The organism is Pseudorhodobacter turbinis (assembly GCF_005234135.1).
GTDB lineage: Bacteria > Pseudomonadota > Alphaproteobacteria > Rhodobacterales > Rhodobacteraceae > Pseudorhodobacter > Pseudorhodobacter turbinis.
On sequence record NZ_CP039964.1, the window covers coordinates 874,084 to 900,354 of the forward strand.

Here is a 26,271-nt window from a genome sequence, read left to right on the forward strand (position 1 = left end):
AACTTAACCCCGATGCACCTTAGCTGAGCCGCAAACCTGTTCAGAAAAGCAGGACCACTTCAGATGAAAGAGCTCAAGATCAGGCTGATGGAGCGGATGCTTGGGGCCGAGTTGACCGCGCATCTGGGTTATGAGGACGGCAAAGACGCCCCACCGAACCAACCGAACCGACGCAATGGCACTACCAGCAAGCGCCTGAAGGGCCAGGACGGCGAGGTGCCGATTTCGGTGCCGCGCGACAGAGACGGCAGTTTTGAGCCGGAGTTGGTGAAGAAGGGCCAGACTCGGATTGACGGCATGGAGTGAGGAGGATCAGAAAACAGCGTGGGGCGCTGTTTTCCCGACGAACAAGATCATCGGCCTCTACGCCGCCGGTCTGACGGTGCGCGACATCCGCGCCCATCTCGAGGACGTCTACGGTCTTCAGGTGTCACCGGACCTGATCAGTCGCGTCACTGACGCAGTGCTGGACGAGGTGCGCGAATGGCAGTCTCGCGCACTGGACCGGATGTATCCCATCGTCATTTTTGACGCGCTCAGGGTCAAGATCCGCGATGCTGACAGCCGCATGGTCAAGAACAAGGCCGTCTATGTGGCCCTCGGCGTCAACAGGGACGGCCTGCGAGAGGTTTTGGGGTTGTGGATCGCTGATCACGAAGGTGCCAAATTCTGGTTGTCGGTGATGAACGAACTGAAGAACCGGGGCCTCCAGGACGTCCTGATCGCCGTCGTGGACGGGCTCAAAGGCTTTCCCGAGGCCATCACAGCAGCCTTCCCGGAAGCCGCTGTCCAGACCTGCATCGTGCATCTGGTGCGTCATTCCCTGAACTTCTGCGCCTGGAAAGACCGCAAGGCCGTCGCAGTCGATCTGCGCGCGATTTACGGGGCCGCAACCGCCGATCAGGCCGCTGCACAACTCGATGCGTTTGAGCAAAAATGGGCAGGGAAATATGCGTCCATCGCCCCGGCCTGGCGTCGAGCTTGGCAAGAGGTGATCCCATTCTTCGCCTTTGATCCCGCAATCCGAAAGATCATCTACACCACGAACGCCATCGAAAGCCTGAACCGCGTCATCCGCAAATCCATCAAGACACGGGGCTCGTTCCCGACGGACGATACAGCCACAAAGCTGATATACTTAGCCATCCGCAATTTTGAAAAGGACGGCAGAAATGTCCGAGAATGGTTTGCCGCCCGCAATCAATTCGCTATCATGTTCGATGAACGCTTCAATGCGTGACCGTATCTGAAACCCGCATGGGCCGGACCAGATACACAGAGTTCATGACACTCCCCCTGCCCCTGCATGGTGGTCAGCGACAACGTCCTATGCGCGGAATGATTGGCTGATTTGGCATCAGGTCATTGTCGTATCGAGGCGTCTCGATACGTTCGAAGATCGCTTGGTTTGGCGATTGGGTCAACGACAGTCTCTCCCATAACAAACACAGAGTACGCTTTTGCGGCTCTCACCGTCCTTAAGACGAGATGGGGTAATCCCCCCCGAAAGTAAGGGGCTGCGGAAGTAGAATTTTCTCGGCAAGATGAACGAGGAGATTTTGAATGAAAATGACCAGATATAGCGAACCCCAGATCCTTGCGATCCTGCGCCAAGCCGAAGGTGGTGTGCCGGTGGCCGAGCTTTGCCGTGAACATGGCATGAGCAATGCGTCGTTTTACAAATGGCGTGCGAAGTATGGTGGCATGGATGCATCCATGGTCAGCCAGATGAAAGCCATGGAGGAAGAGAACCGCAGGCTGAAGCGGATGTATGCAGATCTGAGCATGCAGGCGGACTTATTGAAGGAAGCCCTCGGAAAAAAGTAACGGGGCCATCTCAGCGCCGCGAGATGGCCGAAACGGCGGTAGAGCGACGGGGCGTCAGCATCGCGCTGGCGTGCCGGGCCTTCGAGGTCAGCGAGACCTGCTATCGTTACAGCCCGAAGCTGAAAGACGAGAACGAGGTGATCGCCGATCTGCTGACAGGGCTGACGGATGCGCGCAAGACTTGGGGATTTGGCCTGTGTTTCCTGCATTTGCGCAACGTGAAGGGGCATCCGTGGAACCACAAGCGGGTCTACCGGATCTACTGTGAGCTGGAACTGAACCTGCGCATCAAGCCGCGCAAGCGGCTGAAACGGGAGAAGCCTGACGTTCTGGCGGTCCCGAACAGACCGAATGTGACCTGGTCCATGGACTTCATGGCGGATCGCCTCGGCGACGGCAGGGCTTTTCGGCTTTTGAATGTGTTGGACGACTTCAACCGCGAAGGGCTGGGGATCGAGGTTGATTTCTCGCTCCCTGCCGAACGGGTCATCCGCAGCCTTGATCGCATTATCGAATGGCGCGGAAAACCGGGCACGATCAGGGTCGACAATGGGCCGGAATATATCAGCGAAACACTGAGAAAATGGGCTGAGAAACATAGTGTTACGATCCAGCACATCCAACCCGGACAGCCCCAGCAGAACGCCTATGTCGAGCGCTACAACCGGACGGTTCGGCATGAATGGCTGGATCAATACATCATCGAAAGCATCGAGGAGGCTCAGGATCAGGCCACACAATGGCTCTGGACATATAACAACGACCGCCCGAACATGGGCATCGGCGGCATCACACCCGCTATGAAACTGAAAATGGCCGCGTAAGTTCTACAGATGCACCCCGTTAAAAAGGGGGCGATTACCAACTCGGCTTTCAAAAAGCCTTGAAATCGTAGACGGCGCTACATTGAACAGTTTCGCCAATACCCTGTAGGATGGATAAGTCTTGTGCTTATGTCGATACGCCCAAGCAAGGTAAGCAGAATTGTATTTTAGATTCTTGCTCGCCTCCAAAGCATCAACCTCTGGTTCTCCGGGGAATAACACTTGGGACAAAAGAAAATATAGTTCAGGCACAATTTCATCTATTTGATAACGCTCTTTTGCATCAAGGGTAGCAAGAATACTCCCGCGTGAACTGAAAACTACTGATACGCCCCAACACATTCGACCGAACCTATCATTTATAGTTAGCGCTACCGATCTATTTGAAAAAGAACTAGGCGTTCAATCGTCCGTTTGATCGGTGATGCCTGCCATTCGCCACCTCTAGCCGTCTTTACGCCAGCCTTATTCAACTCTGCGACAATCTTTCGCAGGCTTTTTCCAGCTTCCCTGAGCGGTTCAATGATGCCTTACACCTTATCTGCCCAGTGCGTTCGCCTGCACCGCTGCATTGCGCTTCATGGCCTTATCACGCATCCCGCCCAACCACGATCATAAGTCCACCCTAGCTCCGCTCATCCACTTGCATCCGCCGCTCGAACCAGCGCACGCCAGCCGAGACGATCAGGATGAGCACCAGATACTCCAGCACCAGTATCGAGTAAATCTCTAACGGGCGGTATTCCGAGACGACAAGCTCATTCGCTTTGCGGGTCAATTCCTGCATTCCGATCACCGACACCAGTGAAGACATTTTCAGCATATAAACCAGCTGATTGCCCAAAGCGGGCAGGATGCGACGGATCGCCTGGGGCAAGATCACATAGCGCATTGTGTCCTTATACCCAAGCGAGACGGAATAAGCCGCCTCATACTGTCCGCGTGCGATGCTCTGGATGCCGGCGCGGAAAATCTCGGCCTGAAACGCGCTATCGGACAGCGCCAGCGCCAGAACGCCGGCCCAGAACACGCCAATCGTGATGCCCGTCACAGGCGGTAGGCCGTAGTAAACCCACAAGATCAGCACCAACACCGGCACCGCGCGCACCACCTCGACATAGCTGCGGCTGATACCCCGCAGCCATTTGTTCGACGACAAAGCCGGCAAGGCCACCAACAGCCCCACTACAATAGAAATCGCAATCGCTGTGGCCGACAGCTGCACCGTATAGGCAAGTCCCGACAGCATGAACTTCAGGTTGTTATACCCTTGGGTCGTCGTCGGATTGACCACATACCAACCCCAGCTGCCTGAGCAGCCCGAAAGCACCAGCATCGTAGATAGCAAAGCAAGAAGACGCATCATCAGCCCCTAATGGTTCAGGATTTTTTGCAGAAAATCCTGGGTTCTTATGCTCTTGGGAGCCGAGAAAAAATCTTCGGGCGGGGCCACTTCGACAATCTCGCCGTGGTCCATGAAAACCATCCGGTCGGCGACGCGGCGGGCAAAGCCCATTTCATGCGTCACCACCAGCATTGTCATCCCTGTGGTCGCCAACTCTGCCATCACCTCAAGCACCTCGGAAATCATTTCGGGGTCAAGCGCGCTGGTCGGCTCGTCAAACAGCATGATCTCGGGCTCCATGCATAACGAGCGCGCAATCGCCACACGCTGTTGCTGCCCCCCGGAAAGCTGGCGGGGGTATTTGTCGGCCTGTTCAGGAATACGCACGCGCGCCAGATACCGCGTGGCGATCTCGCGGGCCGCAGACGCACTCATCCCGCGTCCGCGCATGGGGCCCAGCATCAGGTTCTCCATCACTGTCAAATGCGGAAAGAGGTTGAACTGCTGAAACACCATGCCGACCCGACCGCGCACTTCTGACATGCCGCGTTTTCCCGCACCAACGCGCAAACCGTTCACGAAAATATCACCGCTGCCATAGGGCTCCAGCCCGTTGATACAGCGGATCAACGTCGATTTCCCCGACCCTGACGGGCCGCAGATGACCAAACGTTCGCCCTTGGCCACATCCAGATTGATGTTTTTCAGCACTTGAAACGCATCAAAATGCTTCGAAACCTGCGAAAACCGAATGATTGCACCGGTATCGTCCATAGAATACCTTTCCTCGCGCCTCTCGCGCTTGATCTGCGGCAAAAAGCCCTAGATAGCCTTACATTGCAACCCGACAACGGCAAGGTTCGTTGTTATGCCAACAAAAGAACCCTTGGGGATATTATTATGACTTTTCTGAAAACGGTCCTGGTGGCAGCAACGCTCATCACCGCGCCGCTTGCGGCAAGCGCGCAATCCGCCCTGAACGAGATCCTGTCATCTGGCGTGTTGAAGGTCGGGACAACAGGCGACTGGAACCCGATGACAATGAAGGACATCGCAACCAACACCTATACCGGCTATGATATCGACGTCATGACCGCCCTCGCCACAGATCTGGGCGTCACGGTTGAATTTGTGCCGACCGATTGGAAAACACTTGTGGCCGGTGTGACCGCGGGCACCTACCACATCACGGGTTCGGCCTCGATCAGCCCGGCACGGGCCAAAGCGGCGGGATATTCCGACAGCTATTTCAGCCTTGCCACCGTGCCGCTGATCAACAAGAAAGATGCCGATCTGTATAAGGACTGGGCCGATCTTGATAATCCAGAGGTGACCGTTGCGGCGACACTTGGCACGACGCAGGAAACGCAGGTCAAAGAGTTCTTCCCAAACGCCAGCTACAAAATTGTCGAGGCACCGGCCCGCGATTTCCAAGAGGTCCTGTCGGGGCGTGCGACCGCGCATATCACCTCGAACGTCGAAGCGAACAAGCTGATCGCGCAATATCCCCAGTTGATGATCGTTCCGGTTTCAGCGCCACGGGCAAAAACACCGGTTGCCATGCTTATGAAACAGGATGATCAGGTTTGGATCAACTACGTCAACACCTGGATCACCTTGCAAAAGGACGCAGGCCTGTTCGACGCGCTGGCCGAGAAGTGGCAGCTTTCCAACTGATCGCGCACTGCGAATAGGGGGCGCTCAGGTGCCCCTTTTTCCCATGACCGGAGGCCGCATGCTGACGCTTTATTCCGTACCACACAGCCTTTATTGCGCCAAAACGCGGATCTTGCTGCGCGCCAAGGGGTTGACCTGGCAAGAGCATACGCCCGCCGACGACCCCGATGGTTTTGCCAGCGCCTCACCTTTTGGCAATCTGCCTGCGATCACACGGGATGATTTCGCCCTGAGTGATAGTGAGGCAATCGCCGAATACATCGATGAGGCCTTCCCCGCACCGCCCTTGCTGTCGGCCGATATCACCGCGCGTGCAAGGATGCGCGAACGCGCCCGGTTTCACGACACACGGTTGGAACCCGCCGTGCGCGCCCTCTTCCCGCTTGTCACCACGCCAAACCCGGAAGCCGCCGCACAGGCAGTTGCCGCGATTGCAAAGCGGCTGGAGCAGCTTGTGGTCTTGCTGACGCAACCGCTGCCCTTCGGCCTCGGTGACTGCGGCTTTGCACCGACGTTTCTGTGGATCGACCTGCTGACACAGGACACCGGGCAAACATTGGTTTGGCCTGCCCCCGTGGTCGCGTACCGGGCGCGGCTACAGGAAGTTCCCGCCGTTGCGGCAGAAATGGCGGACTATTCCCGGCATGCGGGCGAATGGGTTGCCGAAAAGCAAGCCCTTCGCAGGGCATAGCGCGACGTCAAATAAGCGCCCCTTATCACAGTTTGATCGCGCCCCCCGCATCAGCCTGCCTTACCATGTTCTAATCTTGCTCAAACACACGCAAGCTCTCGCGAAAGAGATACATGAATTCGAGTGTAATCATCGACGGATGTTTGTGGATTGGCCGCACGAGCGAGAGTTTATGCGGCAGGGCCGGTGAAAAAGGGCGAAAGCTTAGGCCGCGTTTGGCATAGCCCACAGCGTCAATCTCGGAAATGACCGAAAGACCGACACCGCGAATAACCAGCTCGCAGGCGGCGGTGAACTGGCGGACTTCGACGACGGGATTCATCTTGATACCCTCGGCAAAGAAAGCATCGCTTAGCGCCCGGAAAAAAGCACTGTCACGGCGTGTATGGATCAGGCGTTCCTCGGCCAGATCGGCGGGTGTGATGATGGCTTTTGCCGCAAAAGGATGGCCATCCGGGAACACACAGACCGATCGGACCAAAACCGTTTCGCTTTCGACTGCCGGATGCCCCTCAAACCCGTCGGTGATACCGCAATCATATTGCTCCCCGATAATCCATTCCAGAATACGCTCGGGGCGGTCAGGCTCTATTGTTACAGTGACGCCGGGACGTTCGGCCAGAAAATTCGCGACAACCTCGGGCAGATGGCTGGTTGCGAACCCCGGCAAACAAGCGATGCGCAGGTGGCCTGCCTTTTGCGTTTTTATATTCTGGCTGGCATCTGCCAACTGGGCCATCATTTCCATCATACGACGGATATCGGGCAGTAAAAAGCGCGCCTCTTGGGTGGGAACCAGCCGACCTTCGCGACGGTCAAACAACTGAAAGCCCACTTCGGCAGAGAGGTCAGAGATAAGCCTGCTCACCGCCGGTTGCGACACCCCCAGCTCATGGGCGGCGCGGGTCATAGAGCCGTGTTCAGCGACCGTGGCCAAAGCTTCGAGTTGGCGGAGTTGAAGGCGTGGCGACATAGCGCTTCCATTTCGGAGTGGTTTTCCAAACAAGCATAATATCTTGTTATGTCATCTCTAAAAAAAATACTATTGTCTTATTTCTTTCACAGAGTATCGTTAGAAATCGGGAGGAGCGATGCCGAATGACTTGGCATTGGCTCATGCTACATTGGCCCCAAGCTTGGGGTTTAAAATACATGGGGGAAGCAATGAAAACTTTTGCAATCGGCGCGATGATCGCCGGAACCACGATCTTGTCGCCGCTGGTCGCGAGCGCGCAAACCGAAGTTCAGTTCTGGCATGCCTTTACGGGCCGTCTGGGCGAATTGGTAGATGCGCAAGTCGCAGCGTTTAATGCGGGGCAAAGCGATTATACCGTCGTGGCAACCAACAAAGGCAACTATTCCGAAACGCTGAACGCCGGTATCGCCGCGTTCCGTGCGGGTGAGCAACCCGATATCTTGATGGTGTTCGAGGTCGGTACAGCCACGATGATGGCGGCCAAAGGTGCGGTAAAACCAGTGTTCCAAGTGATGGCAGATGCAGGTGCCACCTTTGACCAAGACGCCTATGTCGGCGCGGTAAAGGGCTATTACACGGATACAAACGGTCAAATGCTGTCGCTGCCGTTCAACTCCTCCACGCCGGTTTTATGGGTGAACCGTGACGCGCTAACGGCTGCGGGGATTGATGCCGATACGGACCTGTCCACATGGGATAAAATCGGGCCTGTTCTGGAAACGCTCAAGGCATCGGGCAGCACTTGTCCGCTGACGACCGCTTGGCAAAGCTGGATCCAGCTGGAAAACCTGTCAGCCTATCACAACACCCCGTTCGCCACCCAAGACAACGGCTTTGCGGGCTTGGATACCGAACTGGCCTTCAACAGCCCGTTGCAGGTAAAGCATATCCAGACGCTGGGTGACTGGGCCAAGGATGGTAAATTCATCTATGCCGGCCGTCGCAATGAGGGCGGCGCAAACTTCCGTGCTGGCGAATGTGCGCTGTTCACAGAAAGCTCGGCTGGTTATGCGGGTATCAAATCCGAAGCGAAATTTTCTTTTGATGTCCGGCCTTTGCCTTATTGGGAAGGGGTTGCTGATGCGCCGTTGAACACCATTATCGGTGGGGCCTCGCTGTGGGTTATGGAAGGTAAAGATGAGGCCCATTACAAAGGTGTGGCTGATTTCTTGAACTACCTGTCCTCTACCCCGGTTCAGGCGCAATGGCACCAAGATACAGGCTATCTGCCAATCACGGTTGCCGCGGGCGAAGCCACACGCGAAGCCGGGTTCTACGAGGCCAATCCGGGCACAGATATTGCTGTGATCCAGATGACCAAGAACACCCCGACCGCCAATTCCAAAGGTATCCGTTTGGGCAATTTTGACCAAATCCGCACGGTTATCGATGAAGAGCTGGAGGCCGTTTGGGTCGGTGACAAAGATGCACAAACCGCATTGGACAGCGCCGTTTCGCGCGGGAATGAGCTGCTGCGCCGCTTTGAAGCTGCAAGCCGCTAAGGCCTAATATCAGGCGGGGGTGCGCTGCCCTCGCCTGATATCATTTTTGGGGGAACCATGGAAAAACGCGTAACGTTCAAGGGTTGGCTGCTGCCATTCCTGCTGATCATGCCGCAGGTTTTGGTATCGGCGGTGTTTTTCTTTTACCCCGCAGGCCAGGCCATTTGGCAATCGATGTTTATCCCCGATCCGTTCGGGCTTTCGACACGCTTCGTCGGCCTTGGTAATTTTGAGTATTTATTCGGCAATAGCCATTACCGCGCATCTTTTGTGACAACGGCGGTATTTTCACTGCTTGTAACAGTCTGCTCCATGGTCCCTGCCCTATTCCTGGCTGTGATGGCCGACCGTTTGGTCAAAGGTGCCGGAACCTACCGGACGCTGCTGATCTGGCCATATGCGATTGCACCGGCGATTGCGGGGGTGTTGTGGTTGTTCATGTTTAACACGCGGATCGGGATTGTCGCGTGGTATCTGGGCAAGCTGGGCTATGACTGGAACCATGTTCTGAACGGAGCCGAGGCGATGGGGCTGGTTGTCGTTGCGTCAAGCTGGGGCCGTATCAGTTATAACTTTTTGTTCTTTTTTGCTGCACTGCAGGCCGTTCCCAAATCGGTGATCGAGGCGGCGGCAATTGACGGTGCGCGTTTCTGGCGGCGATTTTTCACTATGGTCTTGCCGCTGATCTCTCCCACGACGTTTTTCTTGCTGGTTGTGAATGTCGTCTATGCATTCTTTGAAACATTCGGCGTCATTCATACCATCACCGGTGGCGGGCCACAGCAATCGACGACCATTCTGGTCTATAAAGTGTTCTCGGACGGGTTTGTTGGCCAGGACCTCGGCTCCTCGGCCGCGCAATCTGTGGTCCTGTTGGTGGTGGTTGGTGCGCTGACTGTGGTGCAGTTTAAATTCTTGGAAAAAAGGGTGCACTACTGATGGCCGATGAACCCACAGGCATGGTAGAGCGGCGCGGCGCTGGATTGTGGCTGACGCATGTGTTTATGATTTTTGGCGTGATGGTCGTGTTTTTTCCGATCTGGTTGGCCTTTGTTGCGTCAACCGTGACGCAAGCCGATATCGTGACCCCGCCTTTGCCCCTGCTGCCCGGTGGCCATTTCCTTGAAAACTATGGCAAGGCTTTGTTTTCAGGCGTCAATGTGCCGGTCGGTACGATGCTGTTTAACAGCTTGATCATGGCAATCGGGATTGCGGTCGGCAAGATTGTGATATCTTTGCTGTCCGCCTTTGCGATTGTCTATTTCCGCTTTCCGGGGCGGAACATGTTTTTCTGGCTGATTTTTCTGACCCTAATGCTGCCGGTGGAGGTGCGGATCGTCCCAACCTATGAGGTGGTCGCAAGTTTCGGGATGCTGAACAGCTATTCCGGCCTGATCTTTCCCTTGATCGCCAGCGCCACGGCGACCTTTCTCTTCCGGCAGTTTTACTTGACCGTACCCGATGAATTGGCCGAAGCCGCGCGCGTCGATGGCGCCAGCCCTATGCGGTTTTTCTGGGATATCATCCTGCCGATGAGCCGGACAAACATCGCCGCGCTATTCGTGATTTTGTTCATCTATGGCTGGAACCAATATCTTTGGCCCCTGCTGGTGACCACCAAACCCGAGATGAACACCGTCGTCATGGGCATCAAGCAAATGTTCCCCTCGGGTGATGATTTGGCTGATTGGCCGGTGATCATGGCGACCTCGATTCTGGCGATGCTTCCGCCGATTTTTGTGGTCGTATCAATGCAAAAACTATTTATCCGCGGGCTTGTGGACAGCGAGAAATAAGATGGCAACTGTTGAACTCGACAATGTGAAGAAACGCTTTGGCAAGACCGAGGTGATCAAGGGCGTCAGCGTCGATATCGCGGACGGCGAGTTTATCGTGATCGTCGGGCCGTCGGGTTGCGGGAAATCCACACTGCTGCGGATGGTCGCGGGGCTGGAAACCATCTCGGAGGGCGAAGTGCGGATTGGCGGGACGCGTGCCAATGAAAAGGAACCGATGGAGCGCGACATCGCGATGGTGTTCCAGAATTATGCGCTCTACCCGCATATGTCGGTGGCCCAAAACATGGGATACGGGCTGAAAATCGCGGGCCTCCCCAAGACCGAGGTTGACCGCAAAGTGCGCGAGGCCGCCGATCTGTTGCAGCTTTCGGCACTGCTGGAACGCCGCCCGCGCGAGCTTTCGGGCGGGCAACGCCAGCGCGTGGCAATGGGCCGCGCCATTGTCCGCGAACCGGCGGTGTTCTTGTTTGATGAACCGTTGTCGAATTTGGATGCCAAGCTGCGGGTACAAATGCGGCTTGAAATCAAAGAGCTGCAGGCGAAGCTGGGCGTAACCGCGCTATATGTTACGCATGATCAGGTCGAAGCCATGACGATGGCCGACCGAATGATCGTTATGAACGCAGGCGTCGCAGAACAGATTGGCACGCCGCTGGATGTGTATGAACACCCGCAAACCCTGTTTGCCGCGCAGTTCATCGGCAGCCCGTCGATGAACATACTGGACACCGAAGTTCGCGCGGAGCGCGTGCTGGACGGGGCGTTTGCCGTTCAGGCTGCCGATGGTCCGGTAAAGCTTGGCTTGCGGCCCGAACATGTCGTTCCGGATGCCGATGGGCCATTGGCGCTGGCCGTGCATCTCGCGGAACCCTTGGGCGCCAACACCTTGCTCCATGGCAAGCTGGACGGCACCGATATTGCCTTTACCGCCAGCATTGCAGGCGTGCATCGGACCGATGGCAGGGGCCAGATTTTGCGCCTAAACGCTAACCCAAGCAACCTGCACTTATTTGATACGGATGGCAGGCGGGTCGAGTAGCTGACGTCAGCATCCATGGGGCTGAGTTGTGGATGTAAACAACCTAAAGTTTCTGGGCCCTCTTGTCGGCTTTGAGATCGAGATGATGAAGGAACCGGAAACCTCGAAGGGTGCCGCAGACAGTCTGATCACGAATATCCAGCTTGCGGGTATTGTCGTCGGCCTATGTTCTAACAGGTCTGAACCTTGGTACATGGGCCAACAGAACGGCTAAAACACCGCTATCACCGCGCGGGGACGTTCGAACCCGACGGAGCCATGCCGGTTAAGCAAGTCGCCAAATGGCGAGAGCGAGGGGCGCGGTTTGCGGGGGTGCGCAAGACGGTGCCGGTTTGATGCGTGCTTGCGGGTTGCGCGCCGCTCCCTCAAAGGTCAGCACTGCCTCGCTCTGCGCCGGCCCTGCAAACGTCACCATGGATCGGCTACGTCGGCCTAAACCCAATACGCCGGTGTCCGAACCTCAACCAAAAAATGTCGGGGGCATTGCCAATCTATGTCGAGGCGGAAACATCTGCAGCCGCCCAAGGCCGCCCGACAAGCTCAAGACGAGGATGAAACGGGCCCCACAGCCAGTTTCTTGCAGCCAAGCTTGTTCACAATAACCCAAGCTTTTGAGGGGGCACTGTTTTTCGAAACCACATCCCCTGACCGCGCCAAAATCATCCTGCGATCACATCAGACCGATACCTAACATCCCTTGCCCATTCGAACCCTCTGCTTTGGTTACCCCCCCGCCAGAGAGCATGATCCCGATAGACCAGAGGCCTTCCATGCATTATCAATCAAACCTAACCACCCGAGTGGGCATTCCAAGGAAGCATGCTACAGAATTGTTCTGTCTACTGTCGCCACGACCACCTCATCAGTTAAAACGCAAAGAAAAACTCTCTTTCAGCCTCATGGGATACACAGGCGGGTTCGCTTTTCTTTGCCCAACCGCGCAGAAACAAGAACACAATGGCCAAGGCACCAACCACCCGCGTCGATAAGCTCCTGTCATCCATGGGGTATGGCTCTCGTAACGAAATCAAGCAAATGGCCAAGGCCGGGGGCATCACTCTGGATGCTGCCGAAATACGAGACGTGACCAAACGCATCCCCCTAACGTCGGATCTAACAGGTCGAATGGAAATCAACGGCAAGGCGCTCGATCCCGTCGCGGGCATGGTTATCCTTTTGAACAAGCCTTTGGGAATCACATGTTCACACAAAGAGGACGGCGCATTGGTCTATGACCTCCTCCCCGAGCGCTGGCGGCGGCGCACTCCGGCAATCTCGACCGTCGGCAGGTTGGACAAACAGACGTCCGGCCTTTTGCTGCTGACTGATGATGGCGACCTTTTGCACCGTATCATCAGCCCCAAACATTGCATCAAGAAAACCTATCGCGCCAAGCTGGCCCGCCCGCTTGACGGAACGGAAGGCGCGCTGTTTGCCTCGGGTCAGTTGATGCTGAACCACGAGACAAAGCCGCTGGCCCCCGCCGAGCTGGAGGTTGTTTCGGAAACCGAGGTTTTGGTTCATGTTACCGAAGGACGGTATCATCAGGTGCGGCGCATGTTTGCAGCCACCGGCAACCACGTTGAGGACCTGCACCGCGAACGTCTAGGCGGGCTTTCACTGGCGGAAAACATGCCTCCCGGCCAGTGGGAATTGTTGGGCGAGGCGCAAATCGACCTGATCTTTCAGCATGTCGGTGGCAGCGCACGCACGGAGTAGGTGACCTGCGGCCAAACGCGCGCCACGCCGCCGCTTTCGTAAACGGGATTTCCTGCCCATTCAGCCGCACATCGGATTGCCCGCGTTTCTAACGCAGCCCTTGGCCGCGAGCGAGCAGACACATGTTCTATATGTAATCGGCAAAGTGGAAAATGCTCCGGTGGCTTTCGATATTGCGGATCTGCACGCCCTGCCCGCGACGCCGGTCGAAACATCGACAATCGTAACCGACGGGATACATGATATTCACGGGGGTTCTGCTTCGGGATTTTCTGGCCGGGATCGACGCCCACGGTGATCTGGTTACGGTATAGGCGCTGAACGACTATACGCTGGATATCCCCACCAGCAATTTCGAGAGGTTCGATGTAATCCTGACCTACAGCATGGACGGTGAGACGCTGGACCGTGCCGACAACCCGATACTCTTTTCAATACAGCACGGGATGCCGCATGCGCTGACCCGCTTTGCGACAAGGCCCTGGGACAGGCAATATCAGACACGATACGTGCGGCCACTGCGGGCACCGAGAAAGCCACCGGCGTCATGCTGAACGGCAAGGAGAAGTCGCTCTCGGCTTTGGTTCGTGGACCCGATTGACGGCATCTCGAACTTTGCCGTCGGGCTGGCATTCTGGTGCGTCTCGATCGGGGCCGTGATCGACGGTGAAATTATTGCCGGCGCGATTTACGACCCGATGAGCGATCAGATGTTCTGGGCCGAGGGCGCATGGTGCAACGATCGGCACCTCACCGCGACAAGCGCTGTGGATGAGGCCCGCGCAGCTCTGATCACCGGACATCCTGTTGCGCGGGATTTCCGTCTTGATGGGCGGGATGTTGCGCTAGAGCGTTTCAGCCCTCTAACCGAGGCCTTTGCCACGCTGCGCCGCCCGGGAAGTGCCGCGCTGACGCTGTGCCATGTGGCGGCAGGCTGGACAGATGCGGCAGCAGGTTTCGGCGTAAACGCCTGGGATGTCACAGCAGCAATCTTGATCTTGCGGCGTGCAGGCGGGGTATACCACCCGCTACGGCTTGGACGTGTTCCAGATGATGCACCCGATTACACCTGCCCCGGATACCGTGCACATGGCGCCCAGGCAGCCTACCCCACCCTAGAGGCGGTTTGCGCCGAAATAGACGCCCAACGCAGCATTCCGCGGTAGATCTGAAGAACTACACACCTCGCAATTTGTCCCCTGTAGCGGGATTGAAAGCCTTGCAATCGTGCGCAATAGCGCATGGCGCAGGCCCTATTGAAGGACGGAGCCTATGTCGAACCAACCGCTTCCGCTGACCCCCGAAGCGCTCGCCCGCCGTGCCGATTTTTGCAAAGAGATCGCCCTAAGCGCAGGCAAGCTGGCCTTGGAAGGGTATGAGCGCCAATGCCGTCAAGGCGCACAAGTTGGCCGCAAAGGCCCGCAGGATTTCCTGACCGAAACCGATGGCGCCGTAGAGGCGCATCTGCGCGCACGCCTGAAAGAGGCATTTTCCGAGGATGACTTTCTGGGCGAAGAAACCGGAGGAACGGTCACATCAGGCCACGTCTGGGTTGTCGATCCAATCGACGGGACTGCCAATTTCGCCCGTGGCATTCTGCATTTCTGTATCTCTATCGCTTTTGTCGTCGACGGGGTGATCGAAATCGGCGTGATCGGCGCACCCCCGATGGACGAGCTTTACTTTGCACGACGCGGCGCAGGGGCCACCCGCAACGGCTTGCCGATCAGCACCGCTGCAACCGACAATTCTGAGGCAGCTTGTATTGAGCTGGGTTGGTCCAATCGTATGCCGCAAAGCCAATACCTCTCTGTGCTGACGGGAATGCTGGATGCAGGCGCGAATGTGCGGCGCGCAGCGTCCGGTGCGCTAGGGCTGGCCTATGTGGCGGATGGGCGGTCCGACGGCTATCTGGAATTGCACATGAATTCTTGGGATTTCCTTGCGGGTCTTCTTCTTGTCCAAGAAGCCGGCGGCGTCACCTGCGATTTTCTTGGGGCCGCGAACGCCCTTTCCGAAGGCGCGCCCGTCCTGTCCTCCACCCCTGCCTTTGCGACCCAATTGAGCGCGATCTCTGATATCCCGCTTGCAAACGCCGATGCCCTGCGCAAACGCGCCGTCTGAACACAGGAGACGACCAAATGTCCCCCAGATATGAACGCCCCCCGATCAGCCTGATCGAGAAAGACGTCACCACTTATGGTGTCTCGCTCTATATCGGGGGCCGTGATGGCGCGTCCGATATGGCCCTTTTGCGCGAACACGGCATTACCACGGTTGTCAATTGCGCGGTCAACCTCGACTTCAACCTTGTGCCGGATGAAGGCCGTGACCTGACAGGGGCCGCCGAAGGGGCCGTGACCTTTGGCCAAGGTTCCTTGCGATACTACAAGATCGGCCTTGTTGCCGGTTATTACATTCTGCGCAGCGCCTTGGTGCAGGAGCTTCCCGACCGGCCAAGCTACCCGCACCGCGCCAAAGGCAATGTGCTGTTGAACTGCCGTGGCGGGCGGTCAAGATCGGTCTCGCTTGGCGCGTTGTTCTTGCACCGCGCAATGCCGGAAACCTATCCGACACTGGACGCCGCAATCCAACATGTTCAGATCAAGCGCGAACTTCGCCCCGATGAATGGTTCGAAGCGCCCAAGCCCGTTCTGGTCGACGCGGCTCGACAGGCCTCAAGGTGGATTGATATGATTGGCCATGACGCGCCCCAAATGCGCGTAACAGACCCGGTTGAGGGCACAAAGTGACTACTGCCACCGCATGAGAATGACGGATCGGGATACTTGCAGACCCGCATCTGCACGCTCTTGAGAGCCGGGGCCGCCTATGGCCGCCCCGGTCAACTCATGCTCCGCAGCCTGAACGAGACATTACATTCGACACGCGTCTTTAACGAAAGCGAACCCGCCCTGCGCGCCGCATTGGATGAGGTGCAGGCCAAAGGGATCACGCTGGTGCTGATCCTCGGGGATATGACGGATGACGGGCAAACCCCGAACTGGGAAGCCGCCGCCACGATCTTGCGTGATTACGAGGCGCGCGCCGACATGCGGTTTTTCCTGACACCAGGAAATCACGACCAATGGGTGAATGATGATCTTGCACAAACCAAGGAATTCTCGGCCAAAGATGGATCGGTGTTTACCGTTTCAAGCACGTCCGACAACGCAAACGCCCCCACACCTGCGATGCAGCGCCTGAGCTATGGGCAGATGCTTCCACATGCGTCCGGTTTCGGGTTCGCGCCCCACCTCGATGATCTTCTGTGGGAAACGCCCTTTGGCACAGATCCGGCGTTAGAGGCCCGCATGGGGGCCATCGTCACCGATGACATGGGAACGATACCCGTGTCTGACCTTTCCTACCTTGTAGAGCCCGTCGCAGGGCTTTGGGTTTTGTCGATTGATGCCTCGGTCTATTGGCCCGATCCGGCATCAAACAAAAGCGGATGGCGCGATGGCAGCTCCGAAGGTTGGGCCGCCGTTTTGCAACGCAAAAGCTGGCTGCTTGACTGGATGTCCGATGTGAGCGCGCGGGCAGAGCAGCTTGGGAAACGTTTGATCACCTTTTCGCACTATCCGGTGCTGGATGTCCTGAATGGTGCAAGTGGCCAGGTTGACGCCGGCGGAAAACGCCGGATGATGCCTGATGCGGGCATGGCCGCGCGGATCGCCGCAACAGGGATCGGCCTTCACTTCAGTGGCCATTGGCACCTGAACCGCAGCGCTACCCGCCTCGCCACGTCGGGCACACCCGCGCTGACAAACATCGCGACCCCGTCCACTGTCGGCTATCCCATATCTCACAAAGGCGGGTAAAGCGGTTGGCCATTTCATCCACAGGCTGCGCATCATCAATCTCCTCCCGCATCCAGCCACGCGCCACCTCACCAAAGATTGTGCGCCCTACGGCAAAGCCTTTGACCAGATCGAACTGCGCGGCAATCGCAAAGCTTGTCGCCAGTTCGGCCTCTGGTGCATCCAACCCCAGCACGACGATTCCGCGCGTGTGGCGGTCGTGTTCCTCAATTGCTGCCACCGCATTAGCCCAAGCTTGCGTGGTTGCCATCGGCTCCAGTTTCCACCAATCGGGATAGATGCCAGCTTGATAAAACTGGCGGATCAGGGTGGCGTTTGTCTCATCCGTCACGGTGCCAACCTTGGAAGGAATGATCTCAAGCAGGAACTCCAGCCCATTGCGGCGACCAGCTTCGAACAGCCGCTTGACGGTCGCTTCTTGTGCCGCGCGTTGGTCCGGCGCATCATCGGGGTGGCAAAAGCAAAGTACTTTGATGACGTTCTCACGCGCCCACTGAACCAAAGCGCCGCAATCGCTGCCCAGCTCCGGCTCCAACGTCAGCGGGCGTGATCCCGGCCATTCACACGGCCGCCCGATCCACAGACCTGTGCCCGACGCGCGGTGCAATGCAGCCCGCCCGATACGATTGTCACACAGGATGCCATAGCCGGAACGCCCGTCTTGAACTTTCACCGCCGCTTGCAGGCATAATTCCTTGAACGTACCGCCCTTGGCGAGGCTATAACCCTGCATCTCTTCAAGCTGCATCCGGTGGTCAAACGCGAAAACATGCATCGCCGACCAATCGCCGCCCGTGCGGGTGTGGCGTGTGGTTGACCAATGGGTTTGCTCTAGCGCGGGGTCATTGCGCAAGTCCGGTTGCACCACGCCGCGCTCCAAAAAAACTCCAGCTCCTCAAGGGTTGGATAGGCAGGGGTGCAGCCATGACGCGACACGGCAAAAGCCCCGCAGGCATTGGCATATTTCAACGCGGTGGGCCAATTATGGTCGTCCATCCAGCCTTTCAAAAGGCCCGAGAAAAAGCCGTCGCCAGCCCCCAGAACATTAAACACCTCAATCGGGAACCCTTTTCCTGTCTGCCCGTCATCAAGGCTGGCAGGGATCGCGCCATCAAAGGCCACAGCGCCCAAAGCACCACGCTTGCACACCAGTACGGCGGCGGTATTCTCACGCACGCGGGTCAGCGCCGTTAAGGTATCCGTGCTGCTACCGGCAATATGAAACTCTTCCTCAGTGCCGACAATCAGGTCGAAATACTGCATCCTCGACAGGAGTTTCGCCGTCACCTTTTCACTTGCAACAAAGCGGCTTTCGCCCTCGCCATGGCCGACCACCCCCCAAAGGGTCGGGCGATAGTTGATATCCAGCGCCGTGCGCGCGCCATGCTTGCGGGCCAGTTCCAGGGCCTTAAGAGTGGCCGCCTCAGTGCGCGGGTTGGACAGATGCGTGCCTGTTGCGACGACAGCGCGGGTCTCTGCAATATAAGCCTCGTCAATGTCATCTTCGCAAAGCGCCATATCCGCACAGTTTTCGCGGTAGATTATCAGCGGGAACTGATCCTCATCGCGAATACCAAGAACAACCAAGGCCGTAAGCCGGTCAGGTCCGTCTTTACCCCGTCCACGGCGACGCCCTCACGGATCAGTTGTTCGCGGATAAAGTGCCCTATGCTTTCGTCGCCAACGCCCGCCCCAATGACAAATCCACAGGCTTCTCGCACAGAACAGCTTTGCCCGCGGCACTGGCAAGTTCAATAAGATCCGAATGCGTATCCGTCGATGTTGCGATCAAGACTGCATCGATAGCCGGATCATTGAGGACCCCCTCCAAAGATTTGACTGTTGCCCCGTATTGCGCCGCAAGCTCCTCAGCGGCTGAGGCATTGACATCGGCAACAGCCATCAGCGCGCATCCTCGGATGCGCCTGAATGTTATGCGCATGAACCTTGCCTATCCGGCCTGCGCCCAGCAATCCAACCCTGATCATAAATTATCCTTCACCAACGGCCATCAGCCGGAATTTTATGCTAAGCTGCCAGGTACTGCACACGTGTTCAATTGAAGCTTTCTACAGGCCCGTATTTCTTTCTGGCGAGAAAACTGCCGACAACCAATGATTTACGGAGTTTTCAATCCCCTCAGCCAAAAAGTTGCAACACACAACACAGGCGTTAGGGCAGCCTTAACCAGTTTTAGGCATGGTAAATGCAATGTATACCACGAAAGGCATGCAAATGCGTTTTACAGGCCCCAGCCCGCACAGTGAAATCGACCAATGCTTAAAAAAGGCACCGTCACGGTACCAAACGGCCCAGCCCCTTCCTTGGGTGCCTGCAATTTTTGGCCTATCCTTGCTGATCCTTATGCAGGGGCTGTTTTAACGGCCGCTTTTCGCGAACCACCTCTTGCCCCGCCTAACCAGCCCCAGGACATCTGTGGCCAAGGTCAAATCACTTCGAGGCTTCGACAATCGCCGGACGGATGCTGCGCGCCAGCTCTGCTGCGGTAATCGGCCCCGCAAAGCGCAGAATGATCCGCCCCTCACCGTTGATCACGAAGGTTTCAGGCACACCGGTAATGCCCCAGTCGATGGACATGGTACGCTCATCGGTGCCAATTGCGCGGTAAGGGTTGCCCATTTCAGCCAGAAACCCCTCGGCGGCCTCGGCACGGTCCTTGTAGTTCACGCCGTAAATCGCAATCCCCTCATCAGAGAGTTTCTCCAGCATCGGGTGCTCGGCACGGCAAGGCGCGCACCAGCTTGCCCAGAAGTTCACCAGCTTCACCCCCGGCGCACGCAAGTCTTCGTCGGTGAAAAGCGGGTGATCTGCCAAACTCGCAACCGTAACTGCAGGCGCGATTTTGCCCGTAAACGCCGAAGGAAGATTATCGGGATCGTCGCGGTTCATGCCCACCACAAACAGGGCCGCCAGCCCCAAAAACAGGACTGGTGGCAAGAACATCAAAATTCTAGACATTGCGTTTTCCTTCCGCGGCTTTTGCGGCACGGGCCTCTACCTCGGCAAGTGTGCGCCGGACGCGGGCACCGCGCCACAGGCTCCATACGACCAAAGCCACAATCAAACCAAAGGATGCCGCATAAGAGCCAAGCACCGCATCGGCATATTTTCCAAGATCCGGTATCATCCCATCCGCTCCCGCGCCAAAAGCGCACTTAACCGCCGCGACCGGATTTCGGTGCGCGTCCGCAACAAAACCAGCGTCAGAAACAGTAATACAAACCCCGCGATGCAAACCAGCAGCGGGAACCAGAACACATCGGCCACATTCTCTTTTTCATCCAGCGACAGGGACGCGCCCTGATGCAGGCCTTGGTTCCAAAAATTCACCGCATAGCGCGACAGCAGCGCAAAGACCGACCCCACGATGCATAAAACACCGGTCAGATCGGCGGCGGTATCGGGATCATCCACGGCCTGCCAAAGCGCCATATAGCCTAGGTAGAACAACGCGAGGATCAAAAAACTGGTCAGCCGCGGGTCCCATGCCCACCACGTGCCCCACATCGGCTGCCCCCAAAGCGCGCCGGTCGCCAGCGCGATCAGCGTGAAGGCCAGCCCCACGGGTGCTGCCGCCTTGGCCGCCAGCGCCGACACATGATGCCGCCGGATCAGCCAGACCAGCGAGGCCACCAGCATCATCACCCACGCATTAATCGCCATCATTGCGGCAGGCACATGCAGGTAGATGATCTTGACGGTGGAGCCTTGCTTGTAGTCATCCGGCGTGCCGAAAAAACCCCAACCCAAGCCCCCGATCAGGCATACGATCGAGGCCACCGCAACAAAGGGCAAGACCCTGCGCGACAGCAGCATGAATTTCTGCGGATTTGCGTATTCCCAAAGTGACATGGCGATTAGCTAGACTCTCATAATTTCAACGGCAAGGCTTATCACAGTCTTCACCGAAGGTTGATACGAATTGCGGCGGCTGCGGCAAAAGGCAACAGCGCGGCCGCCCCCGCCGTAATGGCCGCCAGCAGGGCAAGCGGGGTGGATGTCGCCATGCCCTCGGCGCCGCGTTTGACAACCTCGGCACCGAAAATCAACGTGGGCACATAAAGCGGCAGCACCAGAAGCGACAGCAAAAGCCCGCCACGTTTCAACCCCACCGTCAGCGCCGCGCCAAAGGCCCCGATCACCGACAACGCCGGCGTGCCCAGCAAAAGCGATACCACAAGCCAGACAAACGCCGTATCGGGCAGGTTCAGCAAGACACCCAAAACCGGCGCCACCAGCGTCAGCGGCAGGCCCGTCACTGCCCAATGCGCCAGCGCCTTGATCGCCACCACCCCCTCCAGCGGGATCGGTGCCGTAACCAGAAGGTCCAAAGAGCCATCCTCAAAATCCAGCGCGAACAGCCGGTCAAGGCTGAGCAAGCAGGCCAAAAGCGCGCCGACCCAAAGGATCCCCGGTGCGATTTTGGCCAAGGTCGCGCTGTCAGGCCCGACGCCAAGCGGCACCAGCACCGCAACCAGCAGGAAAAACGCCAGCCCAAGGCCAAAGCCGCCCCCCGCCCGCATCGCCAGCCGCATATCCCGGATCAAAAGCGCGATCATGCGAAATCCTCACCAAAGGCAGCATCGAACGCACCACCGTTGCCCGCACCGATTTGGGCACGGTAGGGGCCAAGCTCCAGCACATCGGCCTCTAGCCCCAGATCGATATGGGTGGCGATCAGCGCCGATCCGCCCTTTGCCAGATGCCCGCGCATTACATCGCCAAACAGCGCAACCGATGCCCCGTCAAGCGAGACAGTCGGCTCATCCAACACCCAGACCGGCCGCCCCGTCACCAAAAGCCGCGCCAACCCCAGCCGCCGTTTCTGCCCCGCCGAAAGATTCGCGGCTTGGCGGTCACGCAGATCGACAAGGTTCATCTGCTCCAAGGCAGGTCCAACCTGATCGGTGCCATAGATCGCGGCCCAAAAGGCAAGGTTTTCGGTAACCGTCAGCGTGGCTTTCAACCCATCGGCATGGGCGGCATAGGCAATCGCCTCCCCCCCAACCGACACAGTGCCAGCCACTGCAGGCTGCAAGCCCGCAACGGTGCGCAGCAGCGTAGTTTTACCGATACCATTCGGCCCGCGCAGCACCAAGGCCCGCCCCGGCAAAAGGGAAAACCCGACCCCTTCCAGCACCGTCAGCCCACCTCGGGCAACGGCCAGATCGGTTACATGCAGGTCCATCCCACCCCTCCGGTGTCAGAGCTGTTCAATGTCGCCCCCGGCCCGCTTAGCATGGAAATCCGCAACAAAACCGGCCAATGCCCCAGTTGAGATGGCGTCTCGCAAACCCGCCATAAGGTCTTGATAGTAATGTAAGTTATGCCAAGTCAGCAGCATCGAACCGATAATCTCATCGGCCTTGATCACATGATGCAAATAGGCCCGCGAATAGTTGCGACACGCCGGGCAGCCGCAGGCCTCATCCAGAGGGCGCGGGTCATCCTTGTGGCGAGCGTTGCGCATATTCACCTGACCGTGGCGCGTCCAGCCCTGGCCCGTGCGCCCCGAGCGTGAGGGCAAAACGCAGTCCATCATATCGATCCCGCGCTCCACAGCGCCGACGATATCATCGGGCTTGCCCACGCCCATCAGGTAACGCGGCTTATCCTCGGGCAGCATATCGGGCGCATAATCCAGCACGCCAAACATCGCCTCCTGCCCCTCACCCACCGCAAGACCGCCAACCGCATAGCCGTCAAATTCAATGGCGCGCAGGGCCTCGGCGCTTTCGGCGCGCAAGTCCTTTGTCACGCCGCCCTGCTGGATCCCGAAAAGCGCATGCCCCGGACGGTCACCAAAGGCATCGCGCGACCTCTGCGCCCACCGCATCGAAAGCGCCATGGATTTCGCCACCTCGGCATCCGTTGCAGGCAGCGCCGGACATTCATCGAAACACATCACGATATCCGACCCAAGCAGCTTCTGGATCTCCATACTGCGCTCAGGGCTGAGCATATGTTTGGAGCCGTCGATATGGCTGGCAAAGCGCACGCCTTCCTCGGTCAGCTTGCGCAGGCTGGCAAGGCTCATCACCTGAAAGCCGCCGGAATCGGTCAGGATCGGCCGATCCCAGTTCATGAATTTATGCAGCCCGCCCAGACCCGCAATCCGTTCCGCCGTCGGGCGCAGCATCAAATGATAGGTGTTGCCCAGCAAGATATCGGCCCCCGTCGCGCACACCGATTCCGGCATCATCGCCTTGACCGTGGCCGCCGTGCCCACAGGCATAAAGGCCGGCGTGCGAATTTCCCCGCGCGGGGTGGAAATAACCCCCTTGCGCGCGCGCCCGTCGCGGGCCTCTACCTCAAAGCTGAACCGTTGTGTCATGCGCCGCCCCTGTTACTCTTGCCCCCTTTTGCCGCGCCGCGCAGCAAAAGCCAAGCCTTGCCCTTGCAAGCCAATATCCCCCCTCGCTATACCTTGCAAAGAGCCCCACTTCAGGATGCCCCATGTACCGCCCCACCCTTGCCCTGCTTTTGCTTGCCGCGCCTGCCAATGCTGATACGGCCCTCGCCGCCGTTGCTGCCAATTTCGCAAGCGCCGCAACCGAGCTGGCAACCGGATTCACCGCGCAAACAGGGCATGAGGTGCAGATCACCACAGGCTCTACCGGTAAGCTATATGCGCAGATTACCGCAGGCGCGCCCTTTGATCTGATGCTTTCGGCTGATGCAGCCACCCCCGCCCGATTGCAGGCCGAGGGCCACGGCACCGCCGCCCCCTATGCCATCGGAGTGCTGACACTTTGGGCGCCGGATATGCCCAAGGACAGCACGCCCCGGGCCTTGCTGGATGCCAGTATCCGCCATATCGCCATCGCCAACCCTGACCTTGCCCCCTACGGTGCTGCTGCCAAATCCGCGCTTACCAAGATGAGGCTTTTTGACGCAATTACCGATAAAATCGTGATGGGCCAAAATATCGGTCAGACCTTTGCCCTCGTGCAATCCGGCGCAGCCGAGGCCGGTTTTATCGCGCGATCCGCCCTTGCGGGAAATGTGACCGGCTATGCGTGGGATGTTTCGCCCGATCTTTACCCCACCATTCGTCAGGATGCGATCTTGCTGGCACACGGCAAGGATAACGCCGCCGCCCAAGGGTTTCTGGAATATCTTGCCAGCGATGCCGCCCGCGATGTGATCGCACGCTACGGCTATGACCTTCCATGACCCTGCCCGATCTTGGCCCGCTTTGGCTTACGCTTAAACTTGCGGCCATCACCACGGTGTTTTTATTGATCTTGGGCGCGCCCTTGGCGTGGTGGTTGGCGCGCACCCGGTCGCGCCTCAAACCCTTGATCGAGGCGCTAACCGCCCTGCCTTTGGTCTTGCCGCCGACGGTTCTGGGGTTCTACCTGCTGGTGCTGTTCAGCCCGAATTCAACATTTGGCGGATTCTGGGTGCAGGTCACGGGGGAAACCTTGACCTTTTCCTTCACCGGGCTTGTCATCGCCTCGATGCTCTATTCCCTTCCCTTCATGGTACAGCCCCTCCAATCCGCCTTTGAGGCCGTGGGCCGCGCCCCGCTGGAGGCTGCAATGATGCTGCGCGCCGGACCGCTGGATCGTTTTTTTACGGTGGCGGTGCCGATGGCAAAGCGTGGATTCCTGACGGCGCTGGTCCTGTCGTTCACCCATACGCTGGGTGAATTTGGCGTGGTGCTGATGGTGGGCGGCAACATCCCTGGCAAGACCAAGGTCATCTCCATCGCGATCTATGAGCATGTCGAGACGATCAATTACGCCGATGCCCATGTGCTTGCGGCCATTCTTTTGGTGTTCTCATTTGCGACCTTGCTGATGGTCTATACCCTCAACCGGCGCTTTCCAAGCGGGGGGAATACGTAATGCTTTCAATTGATATAAAAATTGAATATCAAGGCTTTATGCTACAAACCTGCCAAACAGTCTTAGCTTCTGGCGTGACAGCCCTTTTCGGGCGATCAGGCTCGGGGAAATCCACCTTGCTCCGGGTGATCTCGGGGCTAGAGGCGCGCGCCAAGGGCCGTGTTGCTTGGGGGGATGAGGTCTGGCAGGACGACAGCCATTTCACCCCGCCGCACAAGCGCGGCATTGGTTTTGTATTCCAGGACACGCGGCTGTTCCCTCATCTGACGGTTGCCCGGAATCTTGCCTATGCCGACAAACGTGCGCGCGGCCTGCCCGGCGCCAGCCTTGACGACATCGTAGACGCGCTGGACCTTGGCCCCCTGATGGCCCGCAATCCCGCCACCCTTTCGGGCGGGGAACAATCGCGCTGTGCCATTGGCCGCGCTTTGCTGACGCGCCCGCGCATGTTGCTGATGGATGAGCCGCTTGCCGCGCTTGACGCCACCCGCAAGGCCGAAATCCTGCCCTATCTGGAACGCCTTCGCGATCAGATCGGCACGCCAATCCTGTACGTCAGTCACAATATGGCCGAGGTGACGCGGCTGGCCAATCATCTGATGCTGATCGACGCGGGGCGCATCACCCATTCCGGCCCGCTATCCGCGCTGCTCGCCGATCCGGCCGCCGCCCCCGCCCTTGGCCCGCAAGAGGCAGGCGCCGTAATAACCGCCACACTCACCGCCCATGAGGCAGACGGGCTTAGCCGCCTGCAAACCGCCACCGCACCGCTGTTCTTGCCGCATATCGACGCCCCCCTTGGCAGCCGCCAGCGCATTCGCATTCTGGCCCAAGACGTAATTTTGGCGCGTGAGGCACCGACGGGCCTTTCCGCGCTTAACATTCTGCCCGCAGTCGTCAGCCAGATCAGCAGTGACGGAGATGCCGCCGTCATGGTGCAGTTGCGCGCGGGCAACGACCTTATCCTTGCCCGCGTCACCCGGCGATCGGCAGCGGCGCTTGGGCTTTGCGCCGGCATGGCCTGTTTTGCCATCGTCAAATCGGTCTCGGTCGCACCCGCCCATATCGGGCCCGACCATAACGCCACCCATCAATGACCATAAGAAAATATTGACGGCTTTCCCTTGCACCCTTGTGCGTTATGTTCCATCACTCATACCAATCTGACACCACG

Annotated in this window: 26 protein-coding genes and 3 pseudogenes; 17 read left to right on the plus strand and 12 right to left on the minus strand. The window is 58.0% G+C overall.

Features of this window, described 5'->3' with window-relative positions:
- Positions 1 to 36: 36 nt before the first annotated feature.
- Both EOK75_RS04100 and EOK75_RS04105 read left to right on the plus strand, forming a co-directional pair.
- A pseudogene (locus tag EOK75_RS04100) lies at positions 37 to 1,240 on the plus strand (IS256 family transposase).
- Positions 1,241 to 1,563: 323 nt separating this feature from the next.
- Positions 1,564 to 2,651 (plus strand): IS3 family transposase gene (locus EOK75_RS04105; RefSeq protein ID WP_137192138.1). Its coding sequence is split into 2 segments (ribosomal slippage): positions 1,564 to 1,825 and positions 1,825 to 2,651, totalling 1,089 coding nucleotides; the frame shifts between segments, so codons are not numbered across the junction.
- Between the two features lie 371 nt (positions 2,652 to 3,022).
- Here EOK75_RS04105 and EOK75_RS21780 read toward each other — a convergent pair.
- The 3 genes from EOK75_RS21780 to EOK75_RS04120 all read right to left on the minus strand — a co-directional run bounded on the left by EOK75_RS21780 (position 3,023) and on the right by EOK75_RS04120 (position 4,770).
- Entirely contained in the window at positions 3,023 to 3,124 is a 102-nt protein-coding gene (locus EOK75_RS21780) for a hypothetical protein (protein WP_205965481.1), read from the minus strand.
- Between the two features lie 152 nt (positions 3,125 to 3,276).
- Positions 3,277 to 4,017 carry an amino acid ABC transporter permease gene (locus tag EOK75_RS04115; RefSeq protein ID WP_137192700.1) on the minus strand — a complete coding sequence of 247 codons (741 nt, stop codon included), beginning with the start codon at positions 4,015 to 4,017 and terminating at the stop codon, positions 3,277 to 3,279.
- A 6-nt stretch (positions 4,018 to 4,023) separates the two neighbouring features.
- Positions 4,024 to 4,770 carry an amino acid ABC transporter ATP-binding protein gene (locus EOK75_RS04120; protein WP_137192701.1) on the minus strand — a complete coding sequence of 249 codons (747 nt, stop codon included), beginning with the start codon at positions 4,768 to 4,770 and terminating at the stop codon, positions 4,024 to 4,026.
- Positions 4,771 to 4,896: 126 nt separating this feature from the next.
- Here EOK75_RS04120 and EOK75_RS04125 point away from each other — a divergent pair, with 126 nt between their 5' ends.
- Positions 4,897 to 5,673: a transporter substrate-binding domain-containing protein gene (locus EOK75_RS04125; RefSeq protein WP_137192702.1), complete on the plus strand. Its 777-nt coding sequence runs from the start codon at positions 4,897 to 4,899 to the stop codon at positions 5,671 to 5,673.
- Between the two features lie 28 nt (positions 5,674 to 5,701).
- Positions 5,702 to 6,364 (plus strand): glutathione S-transferase family protein, encoded by a 663-nt coding sequence (locus EOK75_RS04130; RefSeq protein WP_240794016.1) that lies wholly within the window; start codon positions 5,702 to 5,704, stop codon positions 6,362 to 6,364.
- Positions 6,365 to 6,434: 70 nt separating this feature from the next.
- Here EOK75_RS04130 and EOK75_RS04135 read toward each other — a convergent pair whose 3' ends face one another.
- The gene (locus EOK75_RS04135; protein WP_137192703.1) at positions 6,435 to 7,337 is read right to left on the minus strand and encodes a LysR substrate-binding domain-containing protein; all 903 of its coding nucleotides are present in this window, start codon (positions 7,335 to 7,337) and stop codon (positions 6,435 to 6,437) included.
- Positions 7,338 to 7,528: 191 nt separating this feature from the next.
- Between EOK75_RS04135 and ugpB the strand changes: the two genes are divergently transcribed.
- The 10 genes and pseudogenes from ugpB to EOK75_RS04185 all read left to right on the plus strand — a co-directional run bounded on the left by ugpB (position 7,529) and on the right by EOK75_RS04185 (position 17,223).
- Positions 7,529 to 8,842 carry a sn-glycerol-3-phosphate ABC transporter substrate-binding protein UgpB gene (gene ugpB, locus EOK75_RS04140; RefSeq protein ID WP_137192704.1) on the plus strand — a complete coding sequence of 438 codons (1,314 nt, stop codon included), beginning with the start codon at positions 7,529 to 7,531 and terminating at the stop codon, positions 8,840 to 8,842.
- Between the two features lie 57 nt (positions 8,843 to 8,899).
- Positions 8,900 to 9,781, plus strand: a complete 882-nt coding sequence (gene ugpA, locus EOK75_RS04145) for a sn-glycerol-3-phosphate ABC transporter permease UgpA (RefSeq protein ID WP_137192705.1) — start codon at positions 8,900 to 8,902, stop codon at positions 9,779 to 9,781.
- A gap of 20 nt (positions 9,782 to 9,801) precedes the next feature.
- On the plus strand, positions 9,802 to 10,638 hold the full coding sequence (gene ugpE / locus EOK75_RS04150; RefSeq protein WP_137194277.1) for a sn-glycerol-3-phosphate ABC transporter permease UgpE: 837 nt from the start codon (positions 9,802 to 9,804) through the stop codon (positions 10,636 to 10,638).
- A gap of 1 nt (position 10,639) precedes the next feature.
- A complete protein-coding gene (ugpC, locus tag EOK75_RS04155; protein ID WP_137192706.1) occupies positions 10,640 to 11,680 on the plus strand; it encodes a sn-glycerol-3-phosphate ABC transporter ATP-binding protein UgpC in 1,041 nt (346 codons plus the stop codon).
- 28 nt (positions 11,681 to 11,708) lie between these two features.
- Positions 11,709 to 11,894 carry a hypothetical protein gene (locus tag EOK75_RS04160; RefSeq protein ID WP_137192707.1) on the plus strand — a complete coding sequence of 62 codons (186 nt, stop codon included), beginning with the start codon at positions 11,709 to 11,711 and terminating at the stop codon, positions 11,892 to 11,894.
- Positions 11,895 to 12,637: 743 nt separating this feature from the next.
- Entirely contained in the window at positions 12,638 to 13,399 is a 762-nt protein-coding gene (locus EOK75_RS04165) for a pseudouridine synthase (protein WP_137192708.1), read from the plus strand.
- A gap of 578 nt (positions 13,400 to 13,977) precedes the next feature.
- Positions 13,978 to 14,565, plus strand: a pseudogene (locus tag EOK75_RS04170) (inositol monophosphatase family protein); the annotation flags it as partial.
- A gap of 106 nt (positions 14,566 to 14,671) precedes the next feature.
- Positions 14,672 to 15,523, plus strand: coding sequence for an inositol monophosphatase family protein (locus EOK75_RS04175; RefSeq protein ID WP_137192710.1), 852 nt, complete (start codon positions 14,672 to 14,674; stop codon positions 15,521 to 15,523).
- A 17-nt stretch (positions 15,524 to 15,540) separates the two neighbouring features.
- Positions 15,541 to 16,152 carry a dual specificity protein phosphatase family protein gene (locus EOK75_RS04180; RefSeq protein WP_137192711.1) on the plus strand — a complete coding sequence of 204 codons (612 nt, stop codon included), beginning with the start codon at positions 15,541 to 15,543 and terminating at the stop codon, positions 16,150 to 16,152.
- Positions 16,153 to 16,188: 36 nt separating this feature from the next.
- The gene (locus EOK75_RS04185) at positions 16,189 to 17,223 is read left to right on the plus strand and encodes a metallophosphoesterase family protein (RefSeq protein WP_168199142.1); all 1,035 of its coding nucleotides are present in this window, start codon (positions 16,189 to 16,191) and stop codon (positions 17,221 to 17,223) included.
- Here the strand turns inward: EOK75_RS04185 and iolC are convergent.
- The 8 genes and pseudogenes from iolC to tgt all read right to left on the minus strand — a co-directional run.
- Positions 17,132 to 18,908, minus strand: a pseudogene (iolC, locus tag EOK75_RS04190) (5-dehydro-2-deoxygluconokinase); the annotation flags it as partial. The gene EOK75_RS04185 and the pseudogene iolC overlap by 92 nt on opposite strands.
- A complete protein-coding gene (locus tag EOK75_RS04195; RefSeq protein WP_338053346.1) occupies positions 18,890 to 19,165 on the minus strand; it encodes a Gfo/Idh/MocA family oxidoreductase in 276 nt (91 codons plus the stop codon). The pseudogene iolC and the gene EOK75_RS04195, both read right to left, overlap by 19 nt.
- A 509-nt stretch (positions 19,166 to 19,674) precedes the next feature.
- Entirely contained in the window at positions 19,675 to 20,202 is a 528-nt protein-coding gene (locus EOK75_RS04200) for a DsbE family thiol:disulfide interchange protein (protein WP_137192713.1), read from the minus strand.
- A complete protein-coding gene (gene ccmD / locus EOK75_RS04205) occupies positions 20,195 to 20,371 on the minus strand; it encodes a heme exporter protein CcmD (protein ID WP_137192714.1) in 177 nt (58 codons plus the stop codon). Before ccmD ends, EOK75_RS04200 begins: the two co-directional genes overlap by 8 nt.
- Positions 20,368 to 21,096 (minus strand): heme ABC transporter permease, encoded by a 729-nt coding sequence (locus EOK75_RS04210; RefSeq protein WP_168199143.1) that lies wholly within the window; start codon positions 21,094 to 21,096, stop codon positions 20,368 to 20,370. Before EOK75_RS04210 ends, ccmD begins: the two co-directional genes overlap by 4 nt.
- Before the next feature lie 50 nt (positions 21,097 to 21,146).
- Positions 21,147 to 21,803: a heme exporter protein CcmB gene (gene ccmB, locus EOK75_RS04215; protein WP_137192716.1), complete on the minus strand. Its 657-nt coding sequence runs from the start codon at positions 21,801 to 21,803 to the stop codon at positions 21,147 to 21,149.
- Positions 21,800 to 22,432 carry a heme ABC exporter ATP-binding protein CcmA gene (gene ccmA, locus EOK75_RS04220; RefSeq protein ID WP_137192717.1) on the minus strand — a complete coding sequence of 211 codons (633 nt, stop codon included), beginning with the start codon at positions 22,430 to 22,432 and terminating at the stop codon, positions 21,800 to 21,802. The genes ccmB and ccmA overlap by 4 nt, the downstream gene beginning before the upstream one ends.
- 15 nt (positions 22,433 to 22,447) lie before the next feature.
- A complete protein-coding gene (gene tgt / locus EOK75_RS04225) occupies positions 22,448 to 23,578 on the minus strand; it encodes a tRNA guanosine(34) transglycosylase Tgt (protein WP_137192718.1) in 1,131 nt (376 codons plus the stop codon).
- Between the two features lie 122 nt (positions 23,579 to 23,700).
- Here tgt and modA point away from each other — a divergent pair, with 122 nt between their 5' ends.
- The 3 genes from modA to modC are packed head-to-tail and all read left to right on the plus strand — an operon-like array spanning position 23,701 to position 26,194.
- Positions 23,701 to 24,420: a molybdate ABC transporter substrate-binding protein gene (gene modA / locus EOK75_RS04230; protein WP_137192719.1), complete on the plus strand. Its 720-nt coding sequence runs from the start codon at positions 23,701 to 23,703 to the stop codon at positions 24,418 to 24,420.
- Positions 24,417 to 25,097 (plus strand): molybdate ABC transporter permease subunit, encoded by a 681-nt coding sequence (modB, locus tag EOK75_RS04235; protein ID WP_137192720.1) that lies wholly within the window; start codon positions 24,417 to 24,419, stop codon positions 25,095 to 25,097. The genes modA and modB overlap by 4 nt, the downstream gene beginning before the upstream one ends.
- Positions 25,097 to 26,194 carry a molybdenum ABC transporter ATP-binding protein gene (gene modC, locus EOK75_RS04240; RefSeq protein ID WP_137192721.1) on the plus strand — a complete coding sequence of 366 codons (1,098 nt, stop codon included), beginning with the start codon at positions 25,097 to 25,099 and terminating at the stop codon, positions 26,192 to 26,194. The genes modB and modC overlap by 1 nt, the downstream gene beginning before the upstream one ends.
- Positions 26,195 to 26,271 lie beyond the last annotated feature (77 nt).